Origin of the sequence: Bacteroides sp. HMSC067B03 (assembly GCF_001811315.1) — a bacterium.
GTDB classification, from domain to species: domain Bacteria; phylum Bacteroidota; class Bacteroidia; order Bacteroidales; family Bacteroidaceae; genus Bacteroides; species Bacteroides faecis.
In genome coordinates this window covers 1-22,517 of sequence record NZ_KV804297.1, presented here as the reverse complement: position 1 = coordinate 22,517, position 22,517 = coordinate 1, and the positions used below count along the sequence as shown (strand labels likewise).

The 22,517-nt window shown below is 42.3% G+C and carries 18 protein-coding genes; 3 read left to right on the top strand and 15 right to left on the bottom strand.

What is annotated here, in order from left to right; all coding sequences use genetic code 11:
* Window positions 1-4 precede the first annotated feature (4 nt).
* The 5 genes from HMPREF2794_RS05310 to HMPREF2794_RS05290 form a co-directional block, all read right to left on the bottom strand.
* The gene (locus tag HMPREF2794_RS05310) at window positions 5-1,972 is read right to left on the bottom strand and encodes an outer membrane protein assembly factor BamB family protein (RefSeq protein ID WP_010537480.1); all 1,968 of its coding nucleotides are present in this window, start codon (window positions 1,970-1,972) and stop codon (window positions 5-7) included.
* Window positions 1,973-1,999: 27 nt separating this feature from the next.
* Window positions 2,000-3,391, bottom strand: a complete 1,392-nt coding sequence (locus HMPREF2794_RS05305; RefSeq protein WP_070751079.1) for a RagB/SusD family nutrient uptake outer membrane protein — start codon at window positions 3,389-3,391, stop codon at window positions 2,000-2,002.
* Between the two features lie 24 nt (window positions 3,392-3,415).
* On the bottom strand, window positions 3,416-6,856 hold the full coding sequence (locus HMPREF2794_RS05300) for a TonB-dependent receptor (RefSeq protein WP_070751077.1): 3,441 nt from the start codon (window positions 6,854-6,856) through the stop codon (window positions 3,416-3,418).
* 212 nt (window positions 6,857-7,068) lie between these two features.
* Window positions 7,069-8,055: a FecR family protein gene (locus HMPREF2794_RS05295; RefSeq protein WP_008760505.1), complete on the bottom strand. Its 987-nt coding sequence runs from the start codon at window positions 8,053-8,055 to the stop codon at window positions 7,069-7,071.
* An 84-nt stretch (window positions 8,056-8,139) separates the two neighbouring features.
* Window positions 8,140-8,742: an RNA polymerase sigma-70 factor gene (locus tag HMPREF2794_RS05290; RefSeq protein ID WP_008760504.1), complete on the bottom strand. Its 603-nt coding sequence runs from the start codon at window positions 8,740-8,742 to the stop codon at window positions 8,140-8,142.
* 192 nt (window positions 8,743-8,934) lie between these two features.
* On the opposite strand from HMPREF2794_RS05290, the gene HMPREF2794_RS05285 reads away from it, so the two are divergent.
* Entirely contained in the window at window positions 8,935-9,639 is a 705-nt protein-coding gene (locus HMPREF2794_RS05285; RefSeq protein ID WP_010537476.1) for a pirin family protein, read from the top strand.
* A 95-nt stretch (window positions 9,640-9,734) separates the two neighbouring features.
* Here the strand turns inward: HMPREF2794_RS05285 and HMPREF2794_RS05280 are convergent, their stop codons facing one another.
* Together HMPREF2794_RS05280 and HMPREF2794_RS05275 are read right to left on the bottom strand one after the other, a co-directional pair.
* Window positions 9,735-11,789: a protein-disulfide reductase DsbD family protein gene (locus tag HMPREF2794_RS05280; RefSeq protein ID WP_016267980.1), complete on the bottom strand. Its 2,055-nt coding sequence runs from the start codon at window positions 11,787-11,789 to the stop codon at window positions 9,735-9,737.
* Between the two features lie 15 nt (window positions 11,790-11,804).
* On the bottom strand, window positions 11,805-12,104 hold the full coding sequence (locus HMPREF2794_RS05275; RefSeq protein ID WP_008760502.1) for a Dabb family protein: 300 nt from the start codon (window positions 12,102-12,104) through the stop codon (window positions 11,805-11,807).
* A gap of 101 nt (window positions 12,105-12,205) precedes the next feature.
* Here HMPREF2794_RS05275 and udk point away from each other — a divergent pair, with 101 nt between their 5' ends.
* Window positions 12,206-12,823: a uridine kinase gene (udk, locus tag HMPREF2794_RS05270; RefSeq protein ID WP_008760501.1), complete on the top strand. Its 618-nt coding sequence runs from the start codon at window positions 12,206-12,208 to the stop codon at window positions 12,821-12,823.
* Window positions 12,824-12,840: 17 nt separating this feature from the next.
* Window positions 12,841-14,229 carry an MltF family protein gene (locus tag HMPREF2794_RS05265; protein ID WP_070751101.1) on the top strand — a complete coding sequence of 463 codons (1,389 nt, stop codon included), beginning with the start codon at window positions 12,841-12,843 and terminating at the stop codon, window positions 14,227-14,229.
* A 76-nt stretch (window positions 14,230-14,305) separates the two neighbouring features.
* Here HMPREF2794_RS05265 and HMPREF2794_RS05260 read toward each other — a convergent pair whose 3' ends face one another.
* From HMPREF2794_RS05260 to HMPREF2794_RS05230, 8 genes are all read right to left on the bottom strand, one after another.
* The gene (locus HMPREF2794_RS05260; RefSeq protein ID WP_055269222.1) at window positions 14,306-15,856 is read right to left on the bottom strand and encodes a sodium:solute symporter family protein; all 1,551 of its coding nucleotides are present in this window, start codon (window positions 15,854-15,856) and stop codon (window positions 14,306-14,308) included.
* Entirely contained in the window at window positions 15,853-15,978 is a 126-nt protein-coding gene (locus HMPREF2794_RS29895) for a symporter small accessory protein (RefSeq protein WP_008766705.1), read from the bottom strand. The genes HMPREF2794_RS05260 and HMPREF2794_RS29895 overlap by 4 nt, the downstream gene beginning before the upstream one ends.
* Before the next feature lie 71 nt (window positions 15,979-16,049).
* Window positions 16,050-16,649: a nitroreductase family protein gene (locus HMPREF2794_RS05255; RefSeq protein WP_070751075.1), complete on the bottom strand. Its 600-nt coding sequence runs from the start codon at window positions 16,647-16,649 to the stop codon at window positions 16,050-16,052.
* A gap of 12 nt (window positions 16,650-16,661) precedes the next feature.
* A complete protein-coding gene (metH, locus tag HMPREF2794_RS05250; protein ID WP_070751073.1) occupies window positions 16,662-19,409 on the bottom strand; it encodes a methionine synthase in 2,748 nt (915 codons plus the stop codon).
* 89 nt (window positions 19,410-19,498) lie between these two features.
* The gene (gene smpB / locus HMPREF2794_RS05245) at window positions 19,499-19,951 is read right to left on the bottom strand and encodes an SsrA-binding protein (protein ID WP_008760495.1); all 453 of its coding nucleotides are present in this window, start codon (window positions 19,949-19,951) and stop codon (window positions 19,499-19,501) included.
* Between the two features lie 9 nt (window positions 19,952-19,960).
* Window positions 19,961-20,506 (bottom strand): Yip1 family protein, encoded by a 546-nt coding sequence (locus tag HMPREF2794_RS05240; protein WP_008760494.1) that lies wholly within the window; start codon window positions 20,504-20,506, stop codon window positions 19,961-19,963.
* A 26-nt stretch (window positions 20,507-20,532) separates the two neighbouring features.
* Window positions 20,533-21,318 carry a hypothetical protein gene (locus HMPREF2794_RS05235; protein ID WP_070751099.1) on the bottom strand — a complete coding sequence of 262 codons (786 nt, stop codon included), beginning with the start codon at window positions 21,316-21,318 and terminating at the stop codon, window positions 20,533-20,535.
* Window positions 21,319-21,400: 82 nt separating this feature from the next.
* Window positions 21,401-21,901, bottom strand: a complete 501-nt coding sequence (locus HMPREF2794_RS05230; RefSeq protein ID WP_032841243.1) for a DMP19 family protein — start codon at window positions 21,899-21,901, stop codon at window positions 21,401-21,403.
* Window positions 21,902-22,517: the final 616 nt, after the last annotated feature.

The following is a 22,517-nucleotide window of genomic DNA, read 5'->3' as shown; positions in this document are numbered from 1 at the left end:
CCGTTTATTTTTGTCGGTTTGTACCTTGAATATCTCCACCCCGTATACTCCAGGAATCTGTTTCCAACGTTTTATTAATGTCAAACGCTTTTATAGAACCTATATTGCTCGCTCCAATAGTACCACAATAAAGACGCTTGTCCGGACCAATCGAAACGGACGCCATTACCTGTTGACCCACAGATTCTTCATAAACAGTACTTCCATCTGCCGTATTAAGTCCGAAAATCTTATTATTTGACTGCGTTCCGATATAAAGAACACCATCTGTACTCAACGCAGCACCACTGTAGTTCAGGTTATTATTTACCTTCTTCACCCATACTTTTGAACCGTCAGCGTCTACGGCGTAAACTGTTTGCGAGCCTTTTTCAGTAAAGTAAACAACACCTTTCTTATCTACGATAGGGAAATAAGCATCACCGCCTGTTGTCGGATAGGTCCATTTTTTGGTTCCGTTCGTGATATCAACAGCAACAAGTCCAGCCTTTGACTTCAAAGTTGCGTAAAGCGTGTTGCCATTCAAAGCAAAAGTTCCCTGCTCCGTCACATTGACACCACTGAGTTTCCAAAGTTCTTCCTTATTTGCGCTGAAAGCATAAATAGCTTCACTGGTACCTGCATAGATATTTCCGTTTCTATCAATAGCCACTGCACTGCCTGTTGTCCCATCAAGAGATTGTTGCCATTTAATCGCACCATTCGCAACATCGAGTGCATATAACGTACTTTTATTAGTCAAACAATAGAGTACACCATCAGCAGACAAAGCAGGGAACGCACCTATCGGTCCGTCTAATTGCAATGACCATTTCTGAGTACCATTCGGATTTATGGCATACACATTCTTGATAGAAGCATCTCTCACGCACTGATAGATAGTACCGTCAGACCCCACTAATGCACCGCCGCCATAAGTTATTTTATCAATGGCAAATACCCATTTGAATTCGCCGCTGACTACATCTAAGGCAAACAAATGCCCGGCAGGCGTTGAAGTCGGAATATACATCGTCTTTCCATCTGGGGAGAATACAGGATTGGACGTCTTGACATATCCTGTTAATCCGTTAAAATTCAGATTCAGACTATCCCATTTATATCCGACAACATTAATTTCCACACTTCCTGACTCCGTCGTATTATTCGTATATGTTACTGTAATAGTAACTGTATAAGTTCCAGTAGCAGCAAAAGCATGCGATGGAGTCGCTTCAGCAGAAGCAGTACCATCACCAAAATCCCAGCTGACGGATTTAACATTGCCACCAGTAAAATACATATCGTTATAAGCAAAGACAGCAGACTCCCAGACAACCAATTCCGTATTGACTGCTACCGGATAAATAATTCCCGGAGTAGCCACCGCTTCCGCCGAAACAGAATTCCCCATCGGATAAATACAAACAACATCAAACTTATACTCCTGATCATTAGTCAACCCTTCAACCATATATTCTTCCAATGTTGTGTCATCCAATTTGATAACCTGATTGCCGGGACTTACGGTAATCTGATAATTCGTAAACCGTTCGCTGGCAGGCTTCTTCCATCTCAGCCGGACTTTCTTGTCTCCCGCTGACGCAGTCAGACCAGTCACCGGATATCTTGCATTCTTTGGCGTACAAGAAGCAGATCGCTTACTCGCCAGTCCTCCGGTATAGCGAGGTTGTACGGAGAATGTATAAGCAACATCATTGACAAGATCACTGACAGTTGCACCGGAAGCCTCAGCCTCCACAGTCATTTGCCCTCCTTCCGCTTCCGAAGAGCCCGAAGTCCAGCTAATAAGATATTCATCAGGACGGGCGTCCGGATATGCTTCCCAGGAAAGTGCCACATTCATATCTCCGGCCGTTGCCGTAAGCGTCTTTAATTCATATAAATCAAAACTTGCTTTTGGCAGTTCTTCGTCACAAGCTGCACAAACTGCCGTAATGACAAACAACAAGCTATATATTATTTTTTTCATCGTCTGAATTCTTTAAGTTTAACCATATTAATACCCCGGATTCTGCCACAACAACTCAGTATTGTTGATTCTTTCCAATTCCGTTTTAGGAATAGGATACAGAAACTGGAAATCCTGAATTGTATGTCCCTCCGCTTTCATAGCTTCCTTGGCACCTCCCATGCGAACAAGGTCAAACCAACGGTGTCCCTCATAAGGAAATTCCTGTTGGCGTTCCAGCATAATGGCTTTACGGAAACTATCCTGATCTGCCAGTTCCGTAATCTGAACCGGAGATAAGCCGGCACGGGTATGTACCGCATTCAAAGCAACCATTGCATCAGAAGTCTGAGAGTTGCTATAGCTGATTTCGTTCAGTGCTTCGGCATACATTAACAGTACATCGGCATAACGAAGAATAATCTGATCGTTACCGACGGTATTGTATGTCGCACTTTTCAAATCCTTGAATTTATTCATTACGCAGACTTTATCTTCTACTTTCACATAAGTGATCAGGTCTTTGCGTTTATCACCGTCTTTATAGCACTCCTTCAAAGCCTTTGTCTGGTTAGTATCATCTGTCAGGTTGATAATTGAAAACCAATAGCCATGTCCTTCACCCTCAACGTCCTTATTAAAGCGCACTGCGAAAATGATTTCATCGTTCATTTTATTATCGACATCAAAGACTTTATCCGGTGTGGGCATCAAAGAATATCTGCCTATCAGTTGCGAAAGAACATTGCGTGCCTCTGTCCACTTATGGAAAGTCAGATAAATCTTTCCCAGCAATGCCATTGCAGCACCGGAGGTCGCACGTCCCATATCAGTACCCGTATAAGAAGAAGGCAACATATTCTCATTGATAACCTGATTCAAATCGCCGGTAAGAAAATCAAAGACCTGCTGCTCTGAGCTTCTTCCGATTTTAAGAGCTTCAGCCACCGTCACCACTTTATCAGTCATCGGAATTCCACCCCACAAGCGATACATATTAAAATAAGTAAGAGCACGCACGAAAAGCGCTTCCCCTTTATATTGTTTCTTCAACGTAGCATCAAAGTCAGCTGCGTCTATTTTGTCCAATACCAAATTACAGCGATATACTCCGTTATTAAAATTCGCCCAGGCGGATTCCAATATTCCATTAGAGGCTTTATCCGCAAACTGATCTATATCATAACGGTCTTGTGTTCCGGCAGTAGGAGCACTCAACGACAGGTTGTCACTCCGATATTCGCAGCATTCCGTGAAGTAGGAAACCTGTCCCTGCAATTTAGAATAACAGCCGATCACTGCTACATTAAAATCGTCTGCTGTCTTGTATACTTTATCTGTAGGCACACTGCTACTTGGCTCCAAGTCGAAAAAGCTATCTGTACAGGCCACTGATACAAAAGCAGTTGCCAAGAATAGGATTTGTCTATATATTTTCATATACCGTATATTTTTTAAGGATGACTAAAGTGTTATATTTAATCCAAACAAGAAAGTTTTCGCCAGCGGATATGTTCCGTAATCCTCACCCGGCGAAAGTGAATTGCTCGGACGTGCATTTACTTCCGGATTGTATCCACCGTAGTTGGTAGATGTCCAAAGGTTCTGTCCGGAGACATAGACTCTCAACTTCTCCACAAAGAAACGACGTGTCAGATTCTGAGGCAAAGTATATCCTAACGTTACATTCTGCAATCTCAAATAAGAACCATCTTCCAGATGCCAGGTTGAAGTACGGCCATTATAACCTTTCGATTTGCGGTTGGCACGGTTCACCTGACCATTTCCGGGGTTATCCGCACTTTTCCAGCGATTCAGGGCAATCGTGGTACCATTGGTGTTTCCTTCCAGATTATCAATATAGCGACGATTCAGATTCAGAATCTCATTACCGTAAACTCCCTGGAAGTTAAAGTCAAGATCAATGCCTTTATACCATACTTTACCACCAAATCCATAGGTGAAGTCGGGCATATAGTTACCTACTATTGTACGGTCTTTGTCCAAGTCCATCACACCGTCTCCATCCACATCTACAAAACGGAAGTCTCCCGGCTGAGTATTGCTGAAATGAGGATATTTCTTCAATTCTTCTTCGTTGGAAAAGATACCGTCCTGCACCAGCAAATAGTAACATCCGATCGGTTCGCCTACTTTTGTGATATAATAAGCATGATCTACGCTTCCGGTAGAGATAATGGGAGCATTTCCCGGACCAAGAGCTTTTACTTCATTGGTATTCGTAGCATAGTTGGCATTAAAAGAATACCCAAAGTCTTTGGTGAAATTTTTCTGAGATGTCAAGGCTATTTCCCAACCACGGTTATTTACTTTTCCAATATTCATCAGGGCAGTGCTGTATCCGGTCAGATGAGGAACAGGAACATTCAGCAACATATTGGAGGTATTGGTATTATAGTAATCAACTGTTATCCCCAATAATCCTTTGAACATTTGCAGGTCCACACCGACATTGACCATTGCATTCTTTTCCCAGCTTAAATCATCATTCTTAATAGTATTGGGTTTATAGCCTTGTACCAGTTGCCCGTTACCCGTACCCAGTATATAATTATCAAGAGCCATCAATGACAGATGATCGTAGTTGCCTATCTGAAAGTTACCTGTGACACCATAACTGGTTCTGATTTTCAAGTCATCTACAAAGGAGAGAAATTTCGCCTTCGTGAAGAAATCCTCCCCGCTAACTCTCCATGCCAATGATGCGGACGGGAAATATCCCCAGCGGTTATTTTTTCCGAAACGGGAAGAACCATCCGCACGAATAGCTCCGGAAGCCATATATTTACCTTTATAACTATATTGCACACGAGCCAGATAGGAAGCAATCGACCATTGGGTCTTATCAGACGCCCCCTTTATAACTGTTCCACCGGAGATCGTCTGTATATAATCATTCGGAAAATCGGTAGCCGTCACATTATCTCCTTTATAAGTTTCTTTTTGTGCAGATTGCACCAGAACCGCATTAATCGAATGATCTTCATTAATCACTGTATTATAATTAATCTTATTCTCAATCAGCCAATTGAAATAAAAACCGGAGGAGCTGTATGCAGTAGGGTTCGACTTGATATCATAATATTTCTGGCCCAGTAAGGGTAGTTCTGACGAACGATACTGATCATTATGAGAACCATAATAATCACCACCGAAAGAAATATTATAAGTAAGTCCCTTGAAAAGTTCCAGTTCGGCAAAGACTTTCCCTACAATTGCCATACGGTCTACTACGTCCGATTGCAGATTGGCCATTGCCACAGGGTTTAATACCGCATTGTGCTGATAGTCATTGCCAATTCTCCAATAGCCATTTCCCTGATAGTTATAACTACCGTCGGAATTATATACCGGCCACACAGGAGGCATCATCAAGGCCGACTGAACAATACCATTCGATCCGGAAGCATCCACCCGATTGGAAGTCGAATAAGAAGGAGAGAAATTAAGACCGAATTTCAGTCTTTTATATTTTCCGTCCAGATTCATACGCATGCTATATTTCTTGAAATCAGAATTGATGATAATACCTTCTTTATCATAATAATTAGCAGAAATAAAATAACCAACGGTCTTTCCTCTGCCGGAGATAGAAATATTATGGCTGGTTGTAGCCGCACTACGGAAAATTGCATCCTGCCAGTCTGTGTCCGTTAATCCCTGATCGCCGTTCAGATAAGGAAAAAGTTCTGTAGGAATCCGTTCCCATGAATTCGGACGCATACCATTAGGGTCATTGGGCGAACCATCGGGATTAGCATCCAGATAAGAATTATCATGCCCGTCTTTGGCAAACTCCGCAAACTGATAAGCATTCAACATCGGAAGTTTTTTCGAAACACTCTGGATACCATAATATCCATCATATTGTACTTTCATTTTTTCCGACTGCCCTTGTTTGGTAGTGATAATAATTACACCATTTGATCCGCGGCTACCATAAATCGCAGCAGACGAAGCATCTTTAAGTACCTCTACCGACTCGACATCATTATTATTCAGATTGGCAAAGCCACGCTCCACAGGTACACCGTCAATGATATAGAGAGGATCACTCCCCGCATTGACTGTACTGATACCACGAACACGGATACTGACACTTCCTTCCGGGTCACCGCTCGGCTGAGTCACCTGCACTCCCGGCATCTTTCCAGCTAATGCCTGACGAAAGTCGGAAGCAGAAACCTCCGCAATCTGCTCGGCTTTCACGGAAGAGATGGAAGTAGACACATCCCGTTTCCGCTGTACACCATATCCTACCACTACTACTTCATCGATCATCTTGCTGTCTTCGGTCAACGTAATCTTAGCCGTATTCTTATCTTTTGCAGAAAGGCTGACGGTCTTATAGCCAATATAGGAAATTGTCAATGTAGCCGATTCCGGTACATTCATCAACGAATATCGTCCGTCCATATCGGTAATCGTACCACTGCCCTCTCCTTTGATCTGGACACTGGCACCAATAACTGGCTCTCCCTTATCATCTACGACTACTCCCTGAACGGTACGTGTACGTTGAGCGCTTTCTTCTTTAAGCGGCTGTTTACTGACAGCAATTGTATTATCGGTCCTATTGAAATAAAGTTTTGACTGAGTAGTTATCACTCCCAGAATTTGTTTAAGCGTAGCGTTTTTTACATCAAAAGAAACATGCGGAGCGTTATTTACCGTTTCCTGATCGTAGATAAATTTAAAGTTGGTCTGTTCACTGATTTTATTGAAAACATTTTCTACCGGCTCGTTTTGTACACGGAGCGTAATGTTGTTCTCTTTCAATGTCTGAGCAGCAGTCGGAGCAACTAAAAGGAAGGTGAATAGTAAAAAAGCTAAAAACGAGCAGCTATTTCTACTTTTTCCTTTACAAATAAGAAGATTATTCATAAATTTGTGCGTTTTAGTAATTGACTAAAGTTATTAAAAACAAGCAACGTGCGATACGTTATTCATTTGGGTCGAAGCGAATGAATATCCGTCCGGGTTGCGGATAGAAGCATTCCTTAGGAGTGCTTCTATCTTTTTAGGGAGTTTCTATGAGGGTGATGCTTTCATTCTGTCCTTATTAACGGGTTAAACATTGATCTATTTTTTAATTCTCATTTTTTATAAAGAAGTATATTCCTGCCTTCTTTCTTATAATTGATATCACTGATAAATTCGATGGATTTAAGTACGGACTCCAGACTCTTATTGTCATGTTCACCGGTAATCAGATTATCAAATTCCTGTCCGGAAGCAAAGGTTATCTGACAATTATAAACACGTTCCAGTTCTTTTGCCACATCCCGGATCGGAGTACTGTTAAAACGCAGGCTTCCCTTGATCCAGACTGCTACCCCACGTTCTTCCTTCTTCTTACTATATTCACCGGAAACGGTATTTATCAGAACTTGTTCTTTTGCAGTCAATCGCATCATTGCTTCCGGCAGATCAACCTGTACTTTGCCACTCTCTACACTTACCGATACGATTTCATCCGTAGAGTAAGATTTTACATCAAACCGGGTTCCCAAAACACGAACATCCAGTCGCTTCGTCTGTACAATAAACGGCATATCTTCATTATGGGCAACCCTGAAATATCCTTCTCCTTCCAGTTCCACTTTCCGGATATCCCCTTGAAAAGAATCAGGATAACGTACTTGTGAACAAGAGTTCAACACTAATATAGTTCCGTCCGGTAATTCCACCCGTTTCTTCTCTCCAAAAGAGGTTGAGATTTCAGCGAAAGTTATCTGCTGCTCACTCATATACCGGAAATAACTGATACTTCCTGTCACGATGGCTATTACAGCCGCCACACTGGCTGCAATCGTCATTACCCGACGGAACCAGGTACGTTTCTTATGTTCAATATGTTTCAGCAACTGGCGAGCCTCCTTTTTATACTTCTCACGCTCCAAGTCAGTAACAGGCTGCTGGCTGACGGATTCCTCCCAGACTTCGGCAGACAACTCATCCAATATATCTTTATGGTCAGCATCTCTCATACTTTCCAGTAACTGCGATGCTTCCTCCCGGATGTACATATCATCCAGATAGCGACGTAATTTATTTTTTTCTGTCTTCGTATCTTTCATCATATATTCAAATAAGGGTGCTGATTTCTCCCCTTCGTATTAGTAATACACAAAGGCAGGAAACAGCTAGGGTGTGATTAACATTTATTATAAATTCAGACAAAGTAGAATCAGCAGTATGTCAGCAGAAGTACCCGAATATTTAGTCAAGTAGGCACGAATCACTTTCAACGAAACAGAAATATGCTCCTGTACGGTATTGACAGAGACTCCCAGCGCTTCCGCAATTTCTTTATGGGACATCTGCAAATCGCGGCTCATATTAAAGACTTCACGCTGACGGGGAGTCAATTGTTCCAGTGCGCGGCTAACGACATCCTTCAAATCATCGAACAATATTTTATTATTCGTTTCATTGGCCGAATCAACCGCATGAGAAAGGATATGCTCTTTCAGCTTATCTTCATTCGCCATATCCCGTATCTGATTAAGAATACGATTGCGTACAATCGTATATAAGTAGGAGGAGAAAGACGCATCCGGATTGATAAAACGCCTGCTTTGCCATACAACCGTAAACGCGTCCTGAAAAATATCTTCGGCAAACTCACGAGATTTGACGAACTTCATCGCAAAATACAGCAAGCGATTCTTATAGGCGGCATAGAGTTCGCAAAAGGCATCCTCATCGCCGTCTATCAGACGGAGAACTAACTCCCGTTCGTCCATAAGCGTGTCTGTTGCGTACATATTTTCTTTACTTTTGGGCACAAAGGTATTGTTATGATGTTACAAACGTATGTATTTTTTCTGAAATAAAAAAATAACCTTCTTTCTTATTGAGTTTCCGGCCGAGAACTTTGTGTACTCTTTAATTGTTGTCCTATTATAAAAGTGCGAACAAAGCACACAACAAAGTTCTATAAAAAAGAAAGGAAGATTATGAAAAAAGTAATCGACAGAGCTTCATCAAGAGGCTATTTTAATCATGGCTGGCTCAAAACCCACCACACATTCAGTTTTGCCAACTATTACAATCCGGAAAGAATCCATTTCGGAGCCTTGCGAGTGCTGAATGATGACAGTGTAGACCCGTCGATGGGATTTGATACTCATCCACATAAAAATATGGAAGTAATTTCCATTCCGTTGAAAGGGTATCTGAGACATGGCGACAGTGTACAAAATACGAAAACGATTACTCCCGGTGATATCCAAGTGATGAGTACGGGCAGTGGTATCTATCATAGTGAGTATAACGACAGCGATGAGGAACAATTGGAATTCCTGCAAATATGGGTATTCCCCCGAATCGAGAATACGAAACCCGAATATAACAATTTCGATATACGTCCGCTGCTGAAACCGAACGAGTTATCTCTGATCATTTCACCGAACGGCAAGACACCGGCCTCCATCAAACAGGATGCCTGGTTCTCTATGGGAGACTTCGATACGGAAAGAAGCATCGAATATTGTATGCATCAGGAAGGTAACGGAGCTTATCTGTTTGTGATAGAAGGAGAGATCAGCGTGGCCGATGAACATCTGGCCAAACGTGACGGCATCGGAATATGGGATACCAAAAGTTTCTCTATCCGCGCTACCAAAGGAACCAAACTTCTGGTAATGGAAGTACCCATGTAAAAAACATTATTTCTAGTTTTATTCTATTCTATTTAAATGAAGCGGTCCCACTCTACAGAGTGAGACCGTTTCTCATTGATAGTTATATCTTCGGATTATTTTTCCTTCCGATAATTCTCCAGTCCAGTTTGCAGGAATTCAATATATTTGGGAATGTCTTCATCGTAAGCATAAGACTTATTCAAAGGACTTCCCTGATTATCCAGCAATACATAGAAAGGCTGTGCATTAGCACCAAACTTCACACGTTGCAGATAGCTCCACTTATCACCGACTGTACGCAAAGTACGTTCCTTGCCGTTCTCTACGATTTTCACAGGTTCGGTCAACGGAGTTTTATTATCCACATACAGAGTAATCAGCACATAATCATTATTAATCAGATCACTCACTTTCGGGTCCGTCCATACAGCGGCTTCCATCTTACGACAGTTCACGCATCCATAGCCTGTAAAGTCAAGCATCACTGGTTTGCCATTCAGACGTGCATACTCCATACCCAAATCGTAGTCATCGAATTTCGCATGTACTTCATTCTTATACAGATTAAAGTCTTGCGTATGCATAGGAGGAGCAAAAGCACTCACGGCTTTTAACGGAGCTCCCCACAAACCGGGAACCATATATACGGCAAACGCCAGAGAGATAAGCGCCATAAAGAAACGAGTCACTCCCACCTTATTGTCATCATCGTCATGCGGAAACTTGATTTTACCAAGCAAATAGAAACCCAGCAATGCAAAAATGACAATCCACAGAGCGAGGAAGGTTTCACGGTCGAGTAATCTCCAGCCATAAGCCAGATCGGCAACCGACAGGAATTTAAGCGCAAATGCCAGTTCCAGAAATCCTAACGTCACTTTGATCACATTCATCCATCCGCCCGACTTCGGCATAGATTTCAGCCATGACGGGAACAGAGCAAAGAGTGTGAACGGCAATGCCAATGCAATGGCAAAACCCAACATACCGATAGCCGGAGCCACCACACTTCCTGTAGTAGAAACCTGTACAAGCAGGAATCCGATAATCGGACCTGTACAAGAGAAAGATACCAGTGAAAGTGTAAATGCCATCAGGAAGATACTCAGCAGACCGGTAGTCGATTCCGCTTTACTATCTACCGCATTGCCCCACTTTGACGGTAATCTAATCTCAAACGCTCCAAAAAATGAAGCGGCAAAGATTACCAGCATCAGGAAGAAAAGGATATTAAAGACAGCATTCGTCGATAAAGCATTGAGCGCACTGGCACCAAATATCAGTGTGATAGCCAATCCTAATGCCACATAAATAACGACAATGGAAGCACCATAAGTCCACGCATCACGAATACCTTTCTTCTTATCTTTGCTACGTTTCAGAAAGAAACTGACTGTCATCGGGATAATAGGCCATACACAAGGAGTGAACAGAGCCAGTAATCCACCCAGGAAACCTGTCACGAAAATATAAATCCAGGACATATCTCCCTGAGTATGTTCCTCGCCCAGTGCCTGCAATTCACTGATTACCGGACGCCAAAGGTCACCGGAAGCTACAGCAGGTTGAATATCGGCATTTGCATCCGTAGCAGAAGCAGGAACCAGTTCCATCATCGCAGCAGAGTCTTTGGACGCAGCAGGAGCAGTTACCTCTTCCGCCTCTTTTGTCTCCGGCTTATCAGCTTTGGCTACAGGAGCAGCCGTAGTTCCGGCCTTTGCTTCACCCGAAAACTTAAAAGGAACTTCTGTCGGAGGCAGACAACTCTCATCGTCGCAGGCTCCATATTCCAGATAACCTTCTATCGCATAAGCCCCACCAGTCAGCTTCACTTTCTGCACGAATTTGGCAGTATTCTCGAAATAGCGCACTTTCATTTCGAACAGTTTGTCGAAAGTAGCTATTTCCTTGCCGACAGGCTTCAATTTACCTACCAGTTCTACACCGGACTTCTTCTCCACATTAAATGTGGCAGAAATAGGTCCTCCGTCTCCAAGATCGGTAGAATAAACATGCCACCCTTTGTCAATGGCAGCCGTAAACACGATCTCCGCTTCTGTATCAGAAAGAGAGTTCAGTTCTGTTTTAAACTTTACCGGATCTTTAATCTGCGCCTGCAATGTATAGGCTACAAAGCTTAAAAGCAGAAAAGAAATTAATTTTCTCATTTTCATTATTGGGGGTTATAATTCATAATCCACGCATGCACGACTGTCCTTTGCTTCAGCTATAATCTTTCCGGCTGCCACATGATCAGGGTGTGTTGCATAGAACTTCACATCCTCCAGCGTGTCAAATTCGCTATAGAGAGCTATATGCCAAGCCTCTCCCGGATTCATATTCAGTCCGACCTCAATCTTACGGATCACTGAAATCTTGGCGGGGAGCGCTTCGATAGCTTCCTTAAATTTATTCATCACTACGAGTTTCTCCGCTTCGGGAACTTCGTCTTTTAACTTAAATAATACAATGTGTTTCACCATTACGTTGTTATTTTAATGAATTGTTTCTATATTTGTCTTGTCAATGCATTACATTACTAATGCAAAATTACTCTATTTGGTTCAAATAACACTATAAAGAGATGTTAATAATAGGAATAGCAGGTGGAACGGGCTCCGGAAAAACCACCGTCGTACGAAAAATAATAGAAAGCCTCCCCGTTGGAGAAGTAGTACTATTACCTCAGGATTCATACTACAAAGACAGTAGTCACGTGCCGGTTGAAGAACGTCAGAATATCAACTTTGACCATCCGGATGCTTTTGAATGGAGCTTGCTTTCCAAACATGTGATGATGCTGAAAGAAGGAAAAAGCATCGAGCAGCCGACCTATTCTTATCTGACTTGTACCCGCCAACCGGAAACCATCCACATCGAGCCTCGTGAAGTCGTCATTATTGAAGGTATCCTTGCCTTGTGCGACAAGAAGCTACGCAATATGATGGACCTAAAGATATTTGTAGATGCCGATCCCGATGAACGCCTGATACGTGTCATCCAAAGGGATGTCATCGAAAGAGGACGGACAGCGGAAGCTGTCATGGAACGCTATACCCGCGTTCTGAAGCCGATGCACCTGCAATTCATCGAACCCTGCAAACGCTATGCGGACCTTATCGTTCCGGAAGGCGGCAGCAATGCCGTAGCTATCGATATATTGACAATGTATATCAAGAAACATTTGAAAAATGAAGAATGAAAGATAAAGAGTTCAGAATGAGTGCCAAGACACTGATCCTCCCCTTGTTTCTTATACTTTTGTGCTGTGTATTCGGATGCCGGAACAAACATCATGGCGAAAAGAATGAAACGGCACGTGATCTTCCGCAGATTAAAGACAGTGGGGAACTGGTAGTGCTGACACTCTATAGTTCTACTTCATATTTCATTTATCGCGGACAGGAAATGGGATTCCAATACGAACTCAGTGAACAGTTCGCTAAAAGTCTGGGACTGAAACTCAGAATCGAGGTAGCCAGAAATGTCCGTGAATTGATTCAGAAATTACAGTCAGGCGAAGGAGATATGATCGCCTACAACCTGCCGATTACCAAAGAATGGAAAGACAGCCTTTTGTATTGCGGAGAAGACATAATCACCCATCAGGTTATCGTCCAGCAAGGAAATGGAAAGCATAAACCATTGAAAGATGTAACGGAACTTATCGGCAAAGATATATATGTCAAACCAGGCAAATATTACGATCGCCTCGTGAATCTGAACAACGAACTGGGAGGTGGTATCCATATTCATAAAATAACGGGAGATAGCGTTACCGCGGAAGACTTAATCACCCAGGTAGCACAAGGTAAGATTCCCTATACCGTAGCCGATAATGATTTAGCCAAACTGAATAAAACTTACTATCCCAATCTGAATATCAATCTTTCTATCAGTTTTGACCAGCGTTCTTCATGGGCTGTACGAAAAGACAGTCCCGAACTGGCAGCCGCCGCCACAAACTGGCATAAAGAAAATATGACCTCTCCTGCCTATACGGCAAGTATGAAGCGTTACTTCGAGAATAGTAAAATGATGCCTCACTCCCCCATCCTTTCACTTAAAGAAGGAAAAATATCACATTACGACGATTTATTCAAGAAATACGCCCAAGAGATCGGATGGGACTGGCGAATGCTGGCATCCCTCGCCTATACAGAATCAAACTTTGACACAACAGCCGTATCTTGGGCAGGAGCCAAAGGATTGATGCAATTGATGCCTGCCACTGCACGCGCAATGGGCGTACCCGCAGGTAAAGAACAAAACCCGGAAGAAAGTATAAAAGCAGCCGTTAAATACATTGCCGCAACAGACCGAAGTTTCAATATGATCTCTGACAAACAAGAACGACTCAACTTCATACTGGCTTCTTACAATGCCGGTCTAGGACATATTTACGATGCCATGGCACTAGCGAAAAAATACGGAAAAAATAACCTCGTATGGAAAGATAATGTCGAAAACTTCATTCTGCTCAAAAGTAATGAGGAATACTTCACCGACCCTGTTTGTAAAAATGGATATTTCCGTGGCATAGAAACGTTCAACTTCGTACGTGATATTCAGTCCCGGTTCGAATCGTACAAAAAAAAGATAAAATAGGTAATAAGTATTAAGCCATGCGGATCAACAGTTGTGCTGCTACGACTAATACTTAATACTTATTACTTAATACCTATTACTTGTTTCTGCCCGTCAAAAGGCTAATCACAACAATAGCCAGTATAGACAATGGTAATGCAAAGAGAATAGGGTCAATTACCGGAAACGGATATGTCTCAATCAATACATCCTTGCCAAACAGGAATTTACATATTCCCATTGCGGCAGCTTCTTTCTGATGAAGGAATATTAATGCAAAAGCACTGCCTAAAGTTCCTACCCAGAGACTTGCCATAACTCCCTGTTTCGTCGCTTTCTTCCAGTACAATGCACAAAAGTAGGCAGGAAGAAATGCAGCAGCACAGATACCCATGAAAATAGAAGTTCCGCGAGCGATAATATCGTGTGGCAGCATATAACAAATAATATAGCTGACCAAAATAGAGAAAAGTACTCCCAAACGAATCACATTTGTCAATTTGCCACGAGAACGGGGCTTATAAGTACCATAAATATCAGAACCAACCGATGCTCCCATTGTGTGGAACTGCGAACTAAGCGTAGACATACTTGCAGAAAGGATACAGAGCATAAACAAAGCGGCAAACCAGTCCGGCATAGCTTTATTGATGAAATAAGGAATGATTTTATCAATATCCTGTATCACTTCCGTAGCAACAGCTCCTTCTGTCTTCAAGAAGAAAAGATTGCTTAATGCACCGGCATGATAGATAGCTCCTACCGTTATAATCAGGAAAAAACAACCGATAAATACGCCACGATTCAACTGTTTGCTACTTTCTACCGTCATAAAACGTACCACCAACTGAGGCTGTGCAAGGCAACCGATTCCTACTCCCAAAATAAGAGAGGTAACCAATGAGTACCACTGCGGAGAACCTGTCACAGGCATTGCGGTCCATCCCTGATGCCCCAATGCCTTGAACTTTTCCGGAACCAGAGGGGCTATATTTGTCAATTCCTTGTTTGCTTCCGTAAAACCCATGCCAAGCACCTGATACAAAGAGAACAACAGGAACAACATACAGCCAAACATGATAACTGCCTGTAAAGCATCCGTATACATCACCCCCTTCATTCCTCCCGCAATCACATACGCAGCAATGACTAACGTAAATATCAGCAGAGATATATTAAAATCAATCTGAAAAATCTGTTCAATAAATACAGCGCCCCCTTTCATTACCACAGCAGCGTACAGCGGCATACCTATAAATATGACGGCTGCAATGAACACCTGTATATTACGGGAACGAAAATGACGGCCTAATAACTGCGGAAAAGTGCTGACATTCAGTTTTGCTCCCATGCGCCGCGTACGCAAACCGAAGAATATGAAGGCGATAACTACCCCGACAAACATATTGAGGAAACACAGCCACTGAATACCCATACCGAAAGCAGCCGCTACTCCGCCAAAACCAACTATAGCAGACGCAGAGATAAACGTAGCACCATAAGAAAGCGCCATCACTATCGGATTCATCTGACGTCCGCCAACCAGATAATCACTGGTATTCGTAGTCTTCTTATATCCTAAAAAACCGAGGTAGGCCAATGACAGCAGATAAGCTATCACAATCAAGCCAAGAGTAAATGTATTCATCGCGTTTCGTCTTTATCGTCGTCCTTATTCCAATATTTCAGCCCAAACCAGGCAGCAAAAATCACACATATCACTGAGAGGATATATGGCAAGACTATAAAAGGGTCATCTATTCCAAACATTTGCGTATCAGATTTTAATCAATTAAGCCGCAAATGTAAGGAATTTATTGAAAAGACAAAACTTTTGTTTACTAATACTGATTATAATGTATCTTTTTCTCGTCATATTTCTGTTTCGGCTGCTCTTTTGTTGCAGGATAGCCGAAAGGGATGACACAAAGAGGAAGAATATTCTCGGGCAGGTAGGTATATTTGCGAACGACTTCCATACGATCTTCATACGGATAAGCAGCTGTCCATACAGCACCCAGCCCCATACTTTCAGCAGCCAGCAAAATATTCTGTGCTGCAGCAGAACAGTCTAAATACCAATAAAAAGAACGGGCAGAATCACCACAGACAATAATCGCATTACGGGCTTGTGTCAACATCTTGGCATAAGGAAGAGCCGCCGCCATAGAATCCAGTTTCGCACGGTCGGAAACAACCACAAACTCCCAGGGACGAACATCCTTTCCCGATGGAGCAGACATTCCAGCACGAAGCATTAAATCAATTTTCTCTTTCTCTACCCCTTTATTCAAGTAAGTACGCACGCTCTTACGCTCAAAGATATTATCCAAAGCGGCATTTCCGGTGCCGGTTGTTCCTTTTTCCTCTTTTGAGGAAGAACACGAGATCATAGCAGTCATTGCCATGAGCATACACAAGAAAGAAAAAATCTTTTTCATTGTGACAAGTCTTTAAAATAGGTTTAACTTATTTTTCTGGGCTTCTTCCAACGATACTGTTTCACGGCGTAATAGTCCGCTCTTCTCACGAAGTGCCTGATATTCTGCATCTAACTCATTAATCAGTTCGGCTTTCATCTGCGAATTCAACAGCCGGGAAGCAACACTGGCATTCTGAGAAGCATCTTTCAGATGTACAACCGGTGCATGATATACAGGTGCGATTTTCAGTGCCGTATGCATCTTTGAAGTAGTGGCTCCGCCAATCAACAGAGGAATATCCAGTCCGGCTTTCTCCAGTTCGGCAGCCACATGAGTCATTTCTTCCAGAGAAGGTGTGATCAAGCCACTCAAACCGATCATATCGACTTTTTCTTCGATGGCACGCTGAACAATGGTTTCTGCCGGAACCATCACTCCCAAGTCAACTATATCATAACCGTTGCACGCCATTACGACGGCAACTATATTTTTTCCGATGTCGTGCACATCCCCTTTTACGGTGGCAAGCAGAACTTTTCCGGCAGAAGATGATCCTTCCACTTTTTCTGATTCAATGATCGGTTGCAGTATAGCTACGGCTTTCTTCATAGTACGGGCAGTCTTCACGACCTGAGGCAGGAACATTTTTCCTGCGCCAAAAAGCTCGCCGACATAATTCATTCCATCCATCAACGGACCTTCAATTACATCTACAGCTTTATCATATAAAGGTAAAGCTTCCGCTAAATCCTGTTCCAGATAATCACCGATTCCTTTCATCAAAGCATATTTCAAACGCTCTTGTACGGATTCTTCTCTCCATGCATCCTGCTTCACAGCTGCCTGAGCGGAAGTACCGCCCATCGTTTCTTTCAATGCTTCCGCCAGTTCTATCAGACGCTCGGCAGCATCGGGACGACGATTCAAGACAACGTCCTCTATCTTTTCCAGCGTATCTGCAGGAATATCACTGTAGAGTACGGAAGTTCCCGGATTGACGATTCCCATATCCATCCCTTGCTGGATGGCATGATAAAGGAATACCGCATGCATTGCTTCACGAATATAATTATTGCCACGGAAAGAGAAAGAAAGATTGCTCACTCCACCGCTGACGTGTGCACCGGGAAGATTCTTCCTGATCCATCCGGTAGCTTCTATAAAGTCTACGGCGTAATTGTTATGCTCTTCGATTCCTGTAGCCACCGCAAGCACATTCGGGTCGAAAATAATATCATGAGGATTGAATCCAACTTTATCAACCAGCAGACGATATGCACGTTCGCACACTTCTATCTTGCGGGCAGCAGTATCCGCCTGTCCTTTTTCATCAAAAGCCATCACGACAGTTGCCGCTCCATATTGCTTGATGATCCGGGCATGCTCCAGAAATACTTCCTCCCCTTCCTTCAGAGAGATCGAGTTTACGATTGATTTGCCTTGCAGGCATTTCAATCCGGCTTCGATCACTTCCCATTTGGAAGAGTCGATCATAACAGGTACACGGGCTATTTCCGGTTCGGACATGATGAGATTCAGAAAAGTGGTCATCTCAGTCCGGGCATCCAGCAGACCATCATCCATATTAACGTCAATAACCAAAGCTCCGTCTTCTACTTGCTGACGAGCTATGGAAAGGGCTTCATCATATTTCTTTTCATTAATCAGACGAAGAAACTTGCGTGAGCCTGCTACGTTGCAACGCTCACCTATATTCACAAAGTTGATTTCCGGTTTCACTTCCAGCAGTTCGAGTCCGGAAAGCCACATACAATCCGGATTGGGTGCCGGAACATGAGGTTTGGCACCTGCTATCAGTGCCTGATATTCTGCAATGTAGGCATCTGTCGTACCACAACAACCACCGATAATATTAACCAATCCTTCCTGAATATACTCCTTCACTTCATGAGCCATATCTGCGGGAGTCTGGTCATATTTCCCCAGACTATTCGGAAGGCCCGCATTAGGATAAGCACTGATATAATAAGGTGCACGCGAAGCCAACTGTTCAAGAAAAGGCTTCAACTGACGGGCACCAAAGGAGCAATTCAATCCGACTGAAAATATATTGGCATGCTGCACAGAAGCAAGGAAAGCTTCCAAAGTCTGTCCGGACAATGTACGTCCGCCGATATCGGATACCGTCACAGACAACATAACAGGAACTTCTATTCCTGTCACCTTCATAGCCTGTCCGGCTGCAAAGATGGCAGCTTTCGCATTCAGCGTATCAAATATGGTTTCGATAAGAATGGCATCCACCCCACCTTCCAGCATGGCTTCCATTTGCTGCTGGTAAGAGGCAGCCAGTTCGTCATAAGACAAGGCACGAAACGCCGGATTGTTCACATCCGGACTCATGGAACAGGTTTTATTAGTAGGTCCAACGGAGCCTGCAACAAAACGCGGTTTATCCGGATTCTTTGCCGTATATTCGTCCGCCAGTTCACGTGCCAGTCTGATAGCGGCAAGATTGATTTCGCGCACATATTCCTCTACATGATAATCCGCCATTGAGACAGTTGTAGAACTGAATGTATTGGTCTCGATAATATCCGCACCTGCTTCCAGATATTTACGATGGATATCTTGAATGACATCGGGGCGGGTCAGGCACAACAAATCATTATTCCCCTTCAACTGACCGGGAATATGCGCAAAACGTTCACCACGAAAGTCTTCTTCTTTAAGATTATATTGTTGGATCATTGTGCCCATTGCGCCATCCAGAATCAGAATACGCTCGGATACAATCTGAGAAATTGTCTTTTTCATTTTTACCTTATTACATTAACACCTAATTGTCACTCTGCCTATCTTAGACCTATCACGATCTTATCTTACTATTACGCTATAAAGCCATCTTATCGCTTAAACATTCGGGCCATGTCTCTGCGGTCATCTTTTTCTTTAATTGATTCCCGTTTATCGTACTGTTTTTTACCTTTCGCCAAAGCAACGACCAGTTTCGCCAAACCTTTTTCATTGATGAACAAACGCACAGGAACGGTAGTAAAACCGGGGTCTTTCATTCCCCGTTGAATTTTCTCCAATTCTTTCTTATTAAGCAACAACTTTCTGTCTCTACGAGCTGTATGATTATTGTACGAACCATAGAAGTACTCGGCGATATGCATATTCTTTACCCATAATTCGCCTTTCGCAAAATAACAAAACGTATCCACCAGACTTGCCTTTCCTAAACGAATGGATTTAATTTCCGTGCCTGTTAATACGATACCTGCCGTGTAGGTATCCATCAACTCATAGTCAAATGTAGCACGTTTATTCTTGATATTTACAGAAGGTTGTTTCATCTTTACACATTAATTAAGTATGGCTATCAACTTACTAAATACAATTTGAATCACCGTCGGACATAGTATTAACAAAACTGATGAGAAAAGGGTGTATTTCAATCGTACTTTTTCCTCCACTTGCATCAATATGGGAGCTCCTTCCCATACTACATAGACAATGTAGAACTGAAATAACCAGGCAATAATTCTAAAATCAGGTAAAAGTCCGGTCACAATCTGAAGCAAGAAGGGGACAACAAGTGCGTATCCGGCAAACTGTTGTGTCAACGGAGCATTGGCAGGCATACCAAACATTCTTACTCCCATTTCGTTAATTGCATAGGCCGCCAGAAAGTAACCACCAAACAATGCCACAGCTACGGCACAACAATTGGTCATAGCTATTTGAAAACTTTGCGGTCCTCCCCATCCATTCGTCAGCAAAGAGCCGATAAAGACGGACAAACCGCATAAACCAATCATAGGATAGACAAAAGCCATAAAAACTTTTCGCCTATCCTCTTCCATAGAAATTTCCTCCCAGGCCTTGGCCGGAGAGGAAATCAATTTCATTGCTATATTAAATAATTCTTTGTAGTTCAATTTGTTTTAAGTGTTTCACTCCACGTTGAATTTGCGGCACCATCCAAAGAATTCTTTGAGGAGTTGGTCTTTGCATTTACTTTTATTTTAGTCGGTTCTACTCCAGTAGCTTGTTTGAATGCATAAATAACACTAGACAGATTATATGCCTTATAAGTAGAAGTATATTTATTACGATCTACAGTTTCTTCTGAACCATCTTTAATCACATGATTAAGATTCAATACAAGTTCAGTTGCCCCTGATGCCAATTCATCAAAATCATATGTGAGTATAAAAGAATGCTTATTAAGTTCTTCTTTCTGCTTTTCGTCTGTACTCTCTACTTTTACCCAATACATAATAGGAATTACAAGATATTGATCAAAAAGTATTCCCGGCTGAGTTGATGTATCGCTATTAAAAGTATATAAAGGTGCAGTAGCTTCGTTATAATCTGCCGCTTTCTCTGGTCCTTCATTAGATTTTGCACTAATAGAAGTCGGAGTACTTCCTGCATAAAGTGTTACATCAAGAGTCTGAGAATTCCCTGGCTGTTGCGCTGTGTCAAACTGATAGTAAAAGAAATAGATCTCTCCTATATTCAAGTTAGGCATTGACAATTCATTCACAACTAATTTCTGCCCATTAGCCAATTCAAATGTAGCAGGAAAATAGTTTGTACATTTAGCGAACGCAGGTCCGGTATATATCGTATTATCATCCCCATTCATACAAGAAGTAACAGACATCCCCATTAAAACCGTCATTAAAGCTACTAATAAAAATTTCATTTGTTTCATAAACATATTTTTTAGAGTTTGCAAAGATATAAATTCTAATTCACAATTAATAAATGCAGATACTTAAAAAATACTGCATCGTTTACTTTATTATTTTTGCAAAAAGTTCCAGGTGATTATCTACATAGCTGGCAACCAGTGTTGTCACTTGTTCCTCCATATCTAAATATGCCTCTTCCAAATCATCAAAAGCCTCATATTGCTCATACATCGCCATGAATTCATCATCCGTCCGTTCTTTTTCCAGATCCTTCCGGTTGGCATCATATATCTTCTTGGCTTTATATACCAATTTAGAGAACTCTTCCGCTCCCCACAGACGCATAACTTTTGCAAAAGGATTATCAAAGATATATCCGCCATAACCGTTCTGAATCAACTGACAGAATCCGCCGAACATTATTTCATCACGAAAAATCTGATAAGCCAGCAATGAATGCTGTTCACCTGTCAACAACGGCATTGTGTCAGCAGTCAGTTCACCACCGATTATTTCCTTATATTTATCAGTAAATACCTGGATAAATTCATCCATTCCTTCGCCCGCAGCTTTCTGTAAAGCGGACTCCATAACTTCTATCATAGCTTTGTTCAATAAATTATTCAGCAAAGCTACTAATTTTATTCTATATCTATCTAGTAATACCGCTACATTCTCACTAAAACATACCTGTTGGCGGAATTAATTTAATTCAAGCCCATGAAAACAGGGTATCTCATTCTGCTTTCCGATATCCGCCAGATAATTGCATACCGATATACTTTCCCTTTCCCGGAAAAGCCTTTAAGCACATTTCGTTTACCGTTCAATAGTATGCAAACAACCCTATAATAACCTGCTTTACAACTATTATTGTCGTATTTTCAAAGGGAGTTCTTCATCGTTCCACCCGGGTGAACAAGCATGTCTACCTAGGTGCGCAGACCTGTTTACAAGGGTGCAACGATCGGTTCACCCGGGTGGAACGATGAAGATGTCGGTAAAATAACACACGAATAAAGGTATCAAATGCCATAGAGATAAGTAACATAATATATAAACAACAAGTAAACAGCAACCAAGATGCGAGATCCATTTGGCAACTACTTACGTAAAAGGCAAAGAAATGGAATGAGAGATACCCCCAAAAAGAGTGAGGGATAGACTGAAATGAAGCGATTCTAGGTAAGCGTCTCGGCGATGCCGTCTTTTCTTTAAT

What these genes read in the sequence shown, in the direction of transcription:
- HMPREF2794_RS05310 (WP_010537480.1), bottom strand. Translation starts at nt 1,972, where the DNA reads ATGAAAAAAATAATATATAGCTTGTTGTTTGTCATTACGGCAGTTTGT.
- HMPREF2794_RS05305 (WP_070751079.1), bottom strand. Translation starts at nt 3,391, where the DNA reads ATGAAAATATATAGACAAATCCTATTCTTGGCAACTGCTTTTGTATCA.
- HMPREF2794_RS05300 (WP_070751077.1), bottom strand. Translation starts at nt 6,856, where the DNA reads ATGAATAATCTTCTTATTTGTAAAGGAAAAAGTAGAAATAGCTGCTCG.
- HMPREF2794_RS05295 (WP_008760505.1), bottom strand. Translation starts at nt 8,055, where the DNA reads ATGATGAAAGATACGAAGACAGAAAAAAATAAATTACGTCGCTATCTG.
- HMPREF2794_RS05290 (WP_008760504.1), bottom strand. Translation starts at nt 8,742, where the DNA reads ATGTACGCAACAGACACGCTTATGGACGAACGGGAGTTAGTTCTCCGT.
- HMPREF2794_RS05285 (WP_010537476.1), top strand. Translation starts at nt 8,935, where the DNA reads ATGAAAAAAGTAATCGACAGAGCTTCATCAAGAGGCTATTTTAATCAT.
- HMPREF2794_RS05280 (WP_016267980.1), bottom strand. Translation starts at nt 11,789, where the DNA reads ATGAGAAAATTAATTTCTTTTCTGCTTTTAAGCTTTGTAGCCTATACA.
- HMPREF2794_RS05275 (WP_008760502.1), bottom strand. Translation starts at nt 12,104, where the DNA reads ATGGTGAAACACATTGTATTATTTAAGTTAAAAGACGAAGTTCCCGAA.
- udk (WP_008760501.1), top strand. Translation starts at nt 12,206, where the DNA reads ATGTTAATAATAGGAATAGCAGGTGGAACGGGCTCCGGAAAAACCACC.
- HMPREF2794_RS05265 (WP_070751101.1), top strand. Translation starts at nt 12,841, where the DNA reads ATGAGTGCCAAGACACTGATCCTCCCCTTGTTTCTTATACTTTTGTGC.
- HMPREF2794_RS05260 (WP_055269222.1), bottom strand. Translation starts at nt 15,856, where the DNA reads ATGAATACATTTACTCTTGGCTTGATTGTGATAGCTTATCTGCTGTCA.
- HMPREF2794_RS29895 (WP_008766705.1), bottom strand. Translation starts at nt 15,978, where the DNA reads ATGTTTGGAATAGATGACCCTTTTATAGTCTTGCCATATATCCTCTCA.
- HMPREF2794_RS05255 (WP_070751075.1), bottom strand. Translation starts at nt 16,649, where the DNA reads ATGAAAAAGATTTTTTCTTTCTTGTGTATGCTCATGGCAATGACTGCT.
- metH (WP_070751073.1), bottom strand. Translation starts at nt 19,409, where the DNA reads ATGAAAAAGACAATTTCTCAGATTGTATCCGAGCGTATTCTGATTCTG.
- smpB (WP_008760495.1), bottom strand. Translation starts at nt 19,951, where the DNA reads ATGAAACAACCTTCTGTAAATATCAAGAATAAACGTGCTACATTTGAC.
- HMPREF2794_RS05240 (WP_008760494.1), bottom strand. Translation starts at nt 20,506, where the DNA reads ATGAAATTGATTTCCTCTCCGGCCAAGGCCTGGGAGGAAATTTCTATG.
- HMPREF2794_RS05235 (WP_070751099.1), bottom strand. Translation starts at nt 21,318, where the DNA reads ATGAAACAAATGAAATTTTTATTAGTAGCTTTAATGACGGTTTTAATG.
- HMPREF2794_RS05230 (WP_032841243.1), bottom strand. Translation starts at nt 21,901, where the DNA reads ATGATAGAAGTTATGGAGTCCGCTTTACAGAAAGCTGCGGGCGAAGGA.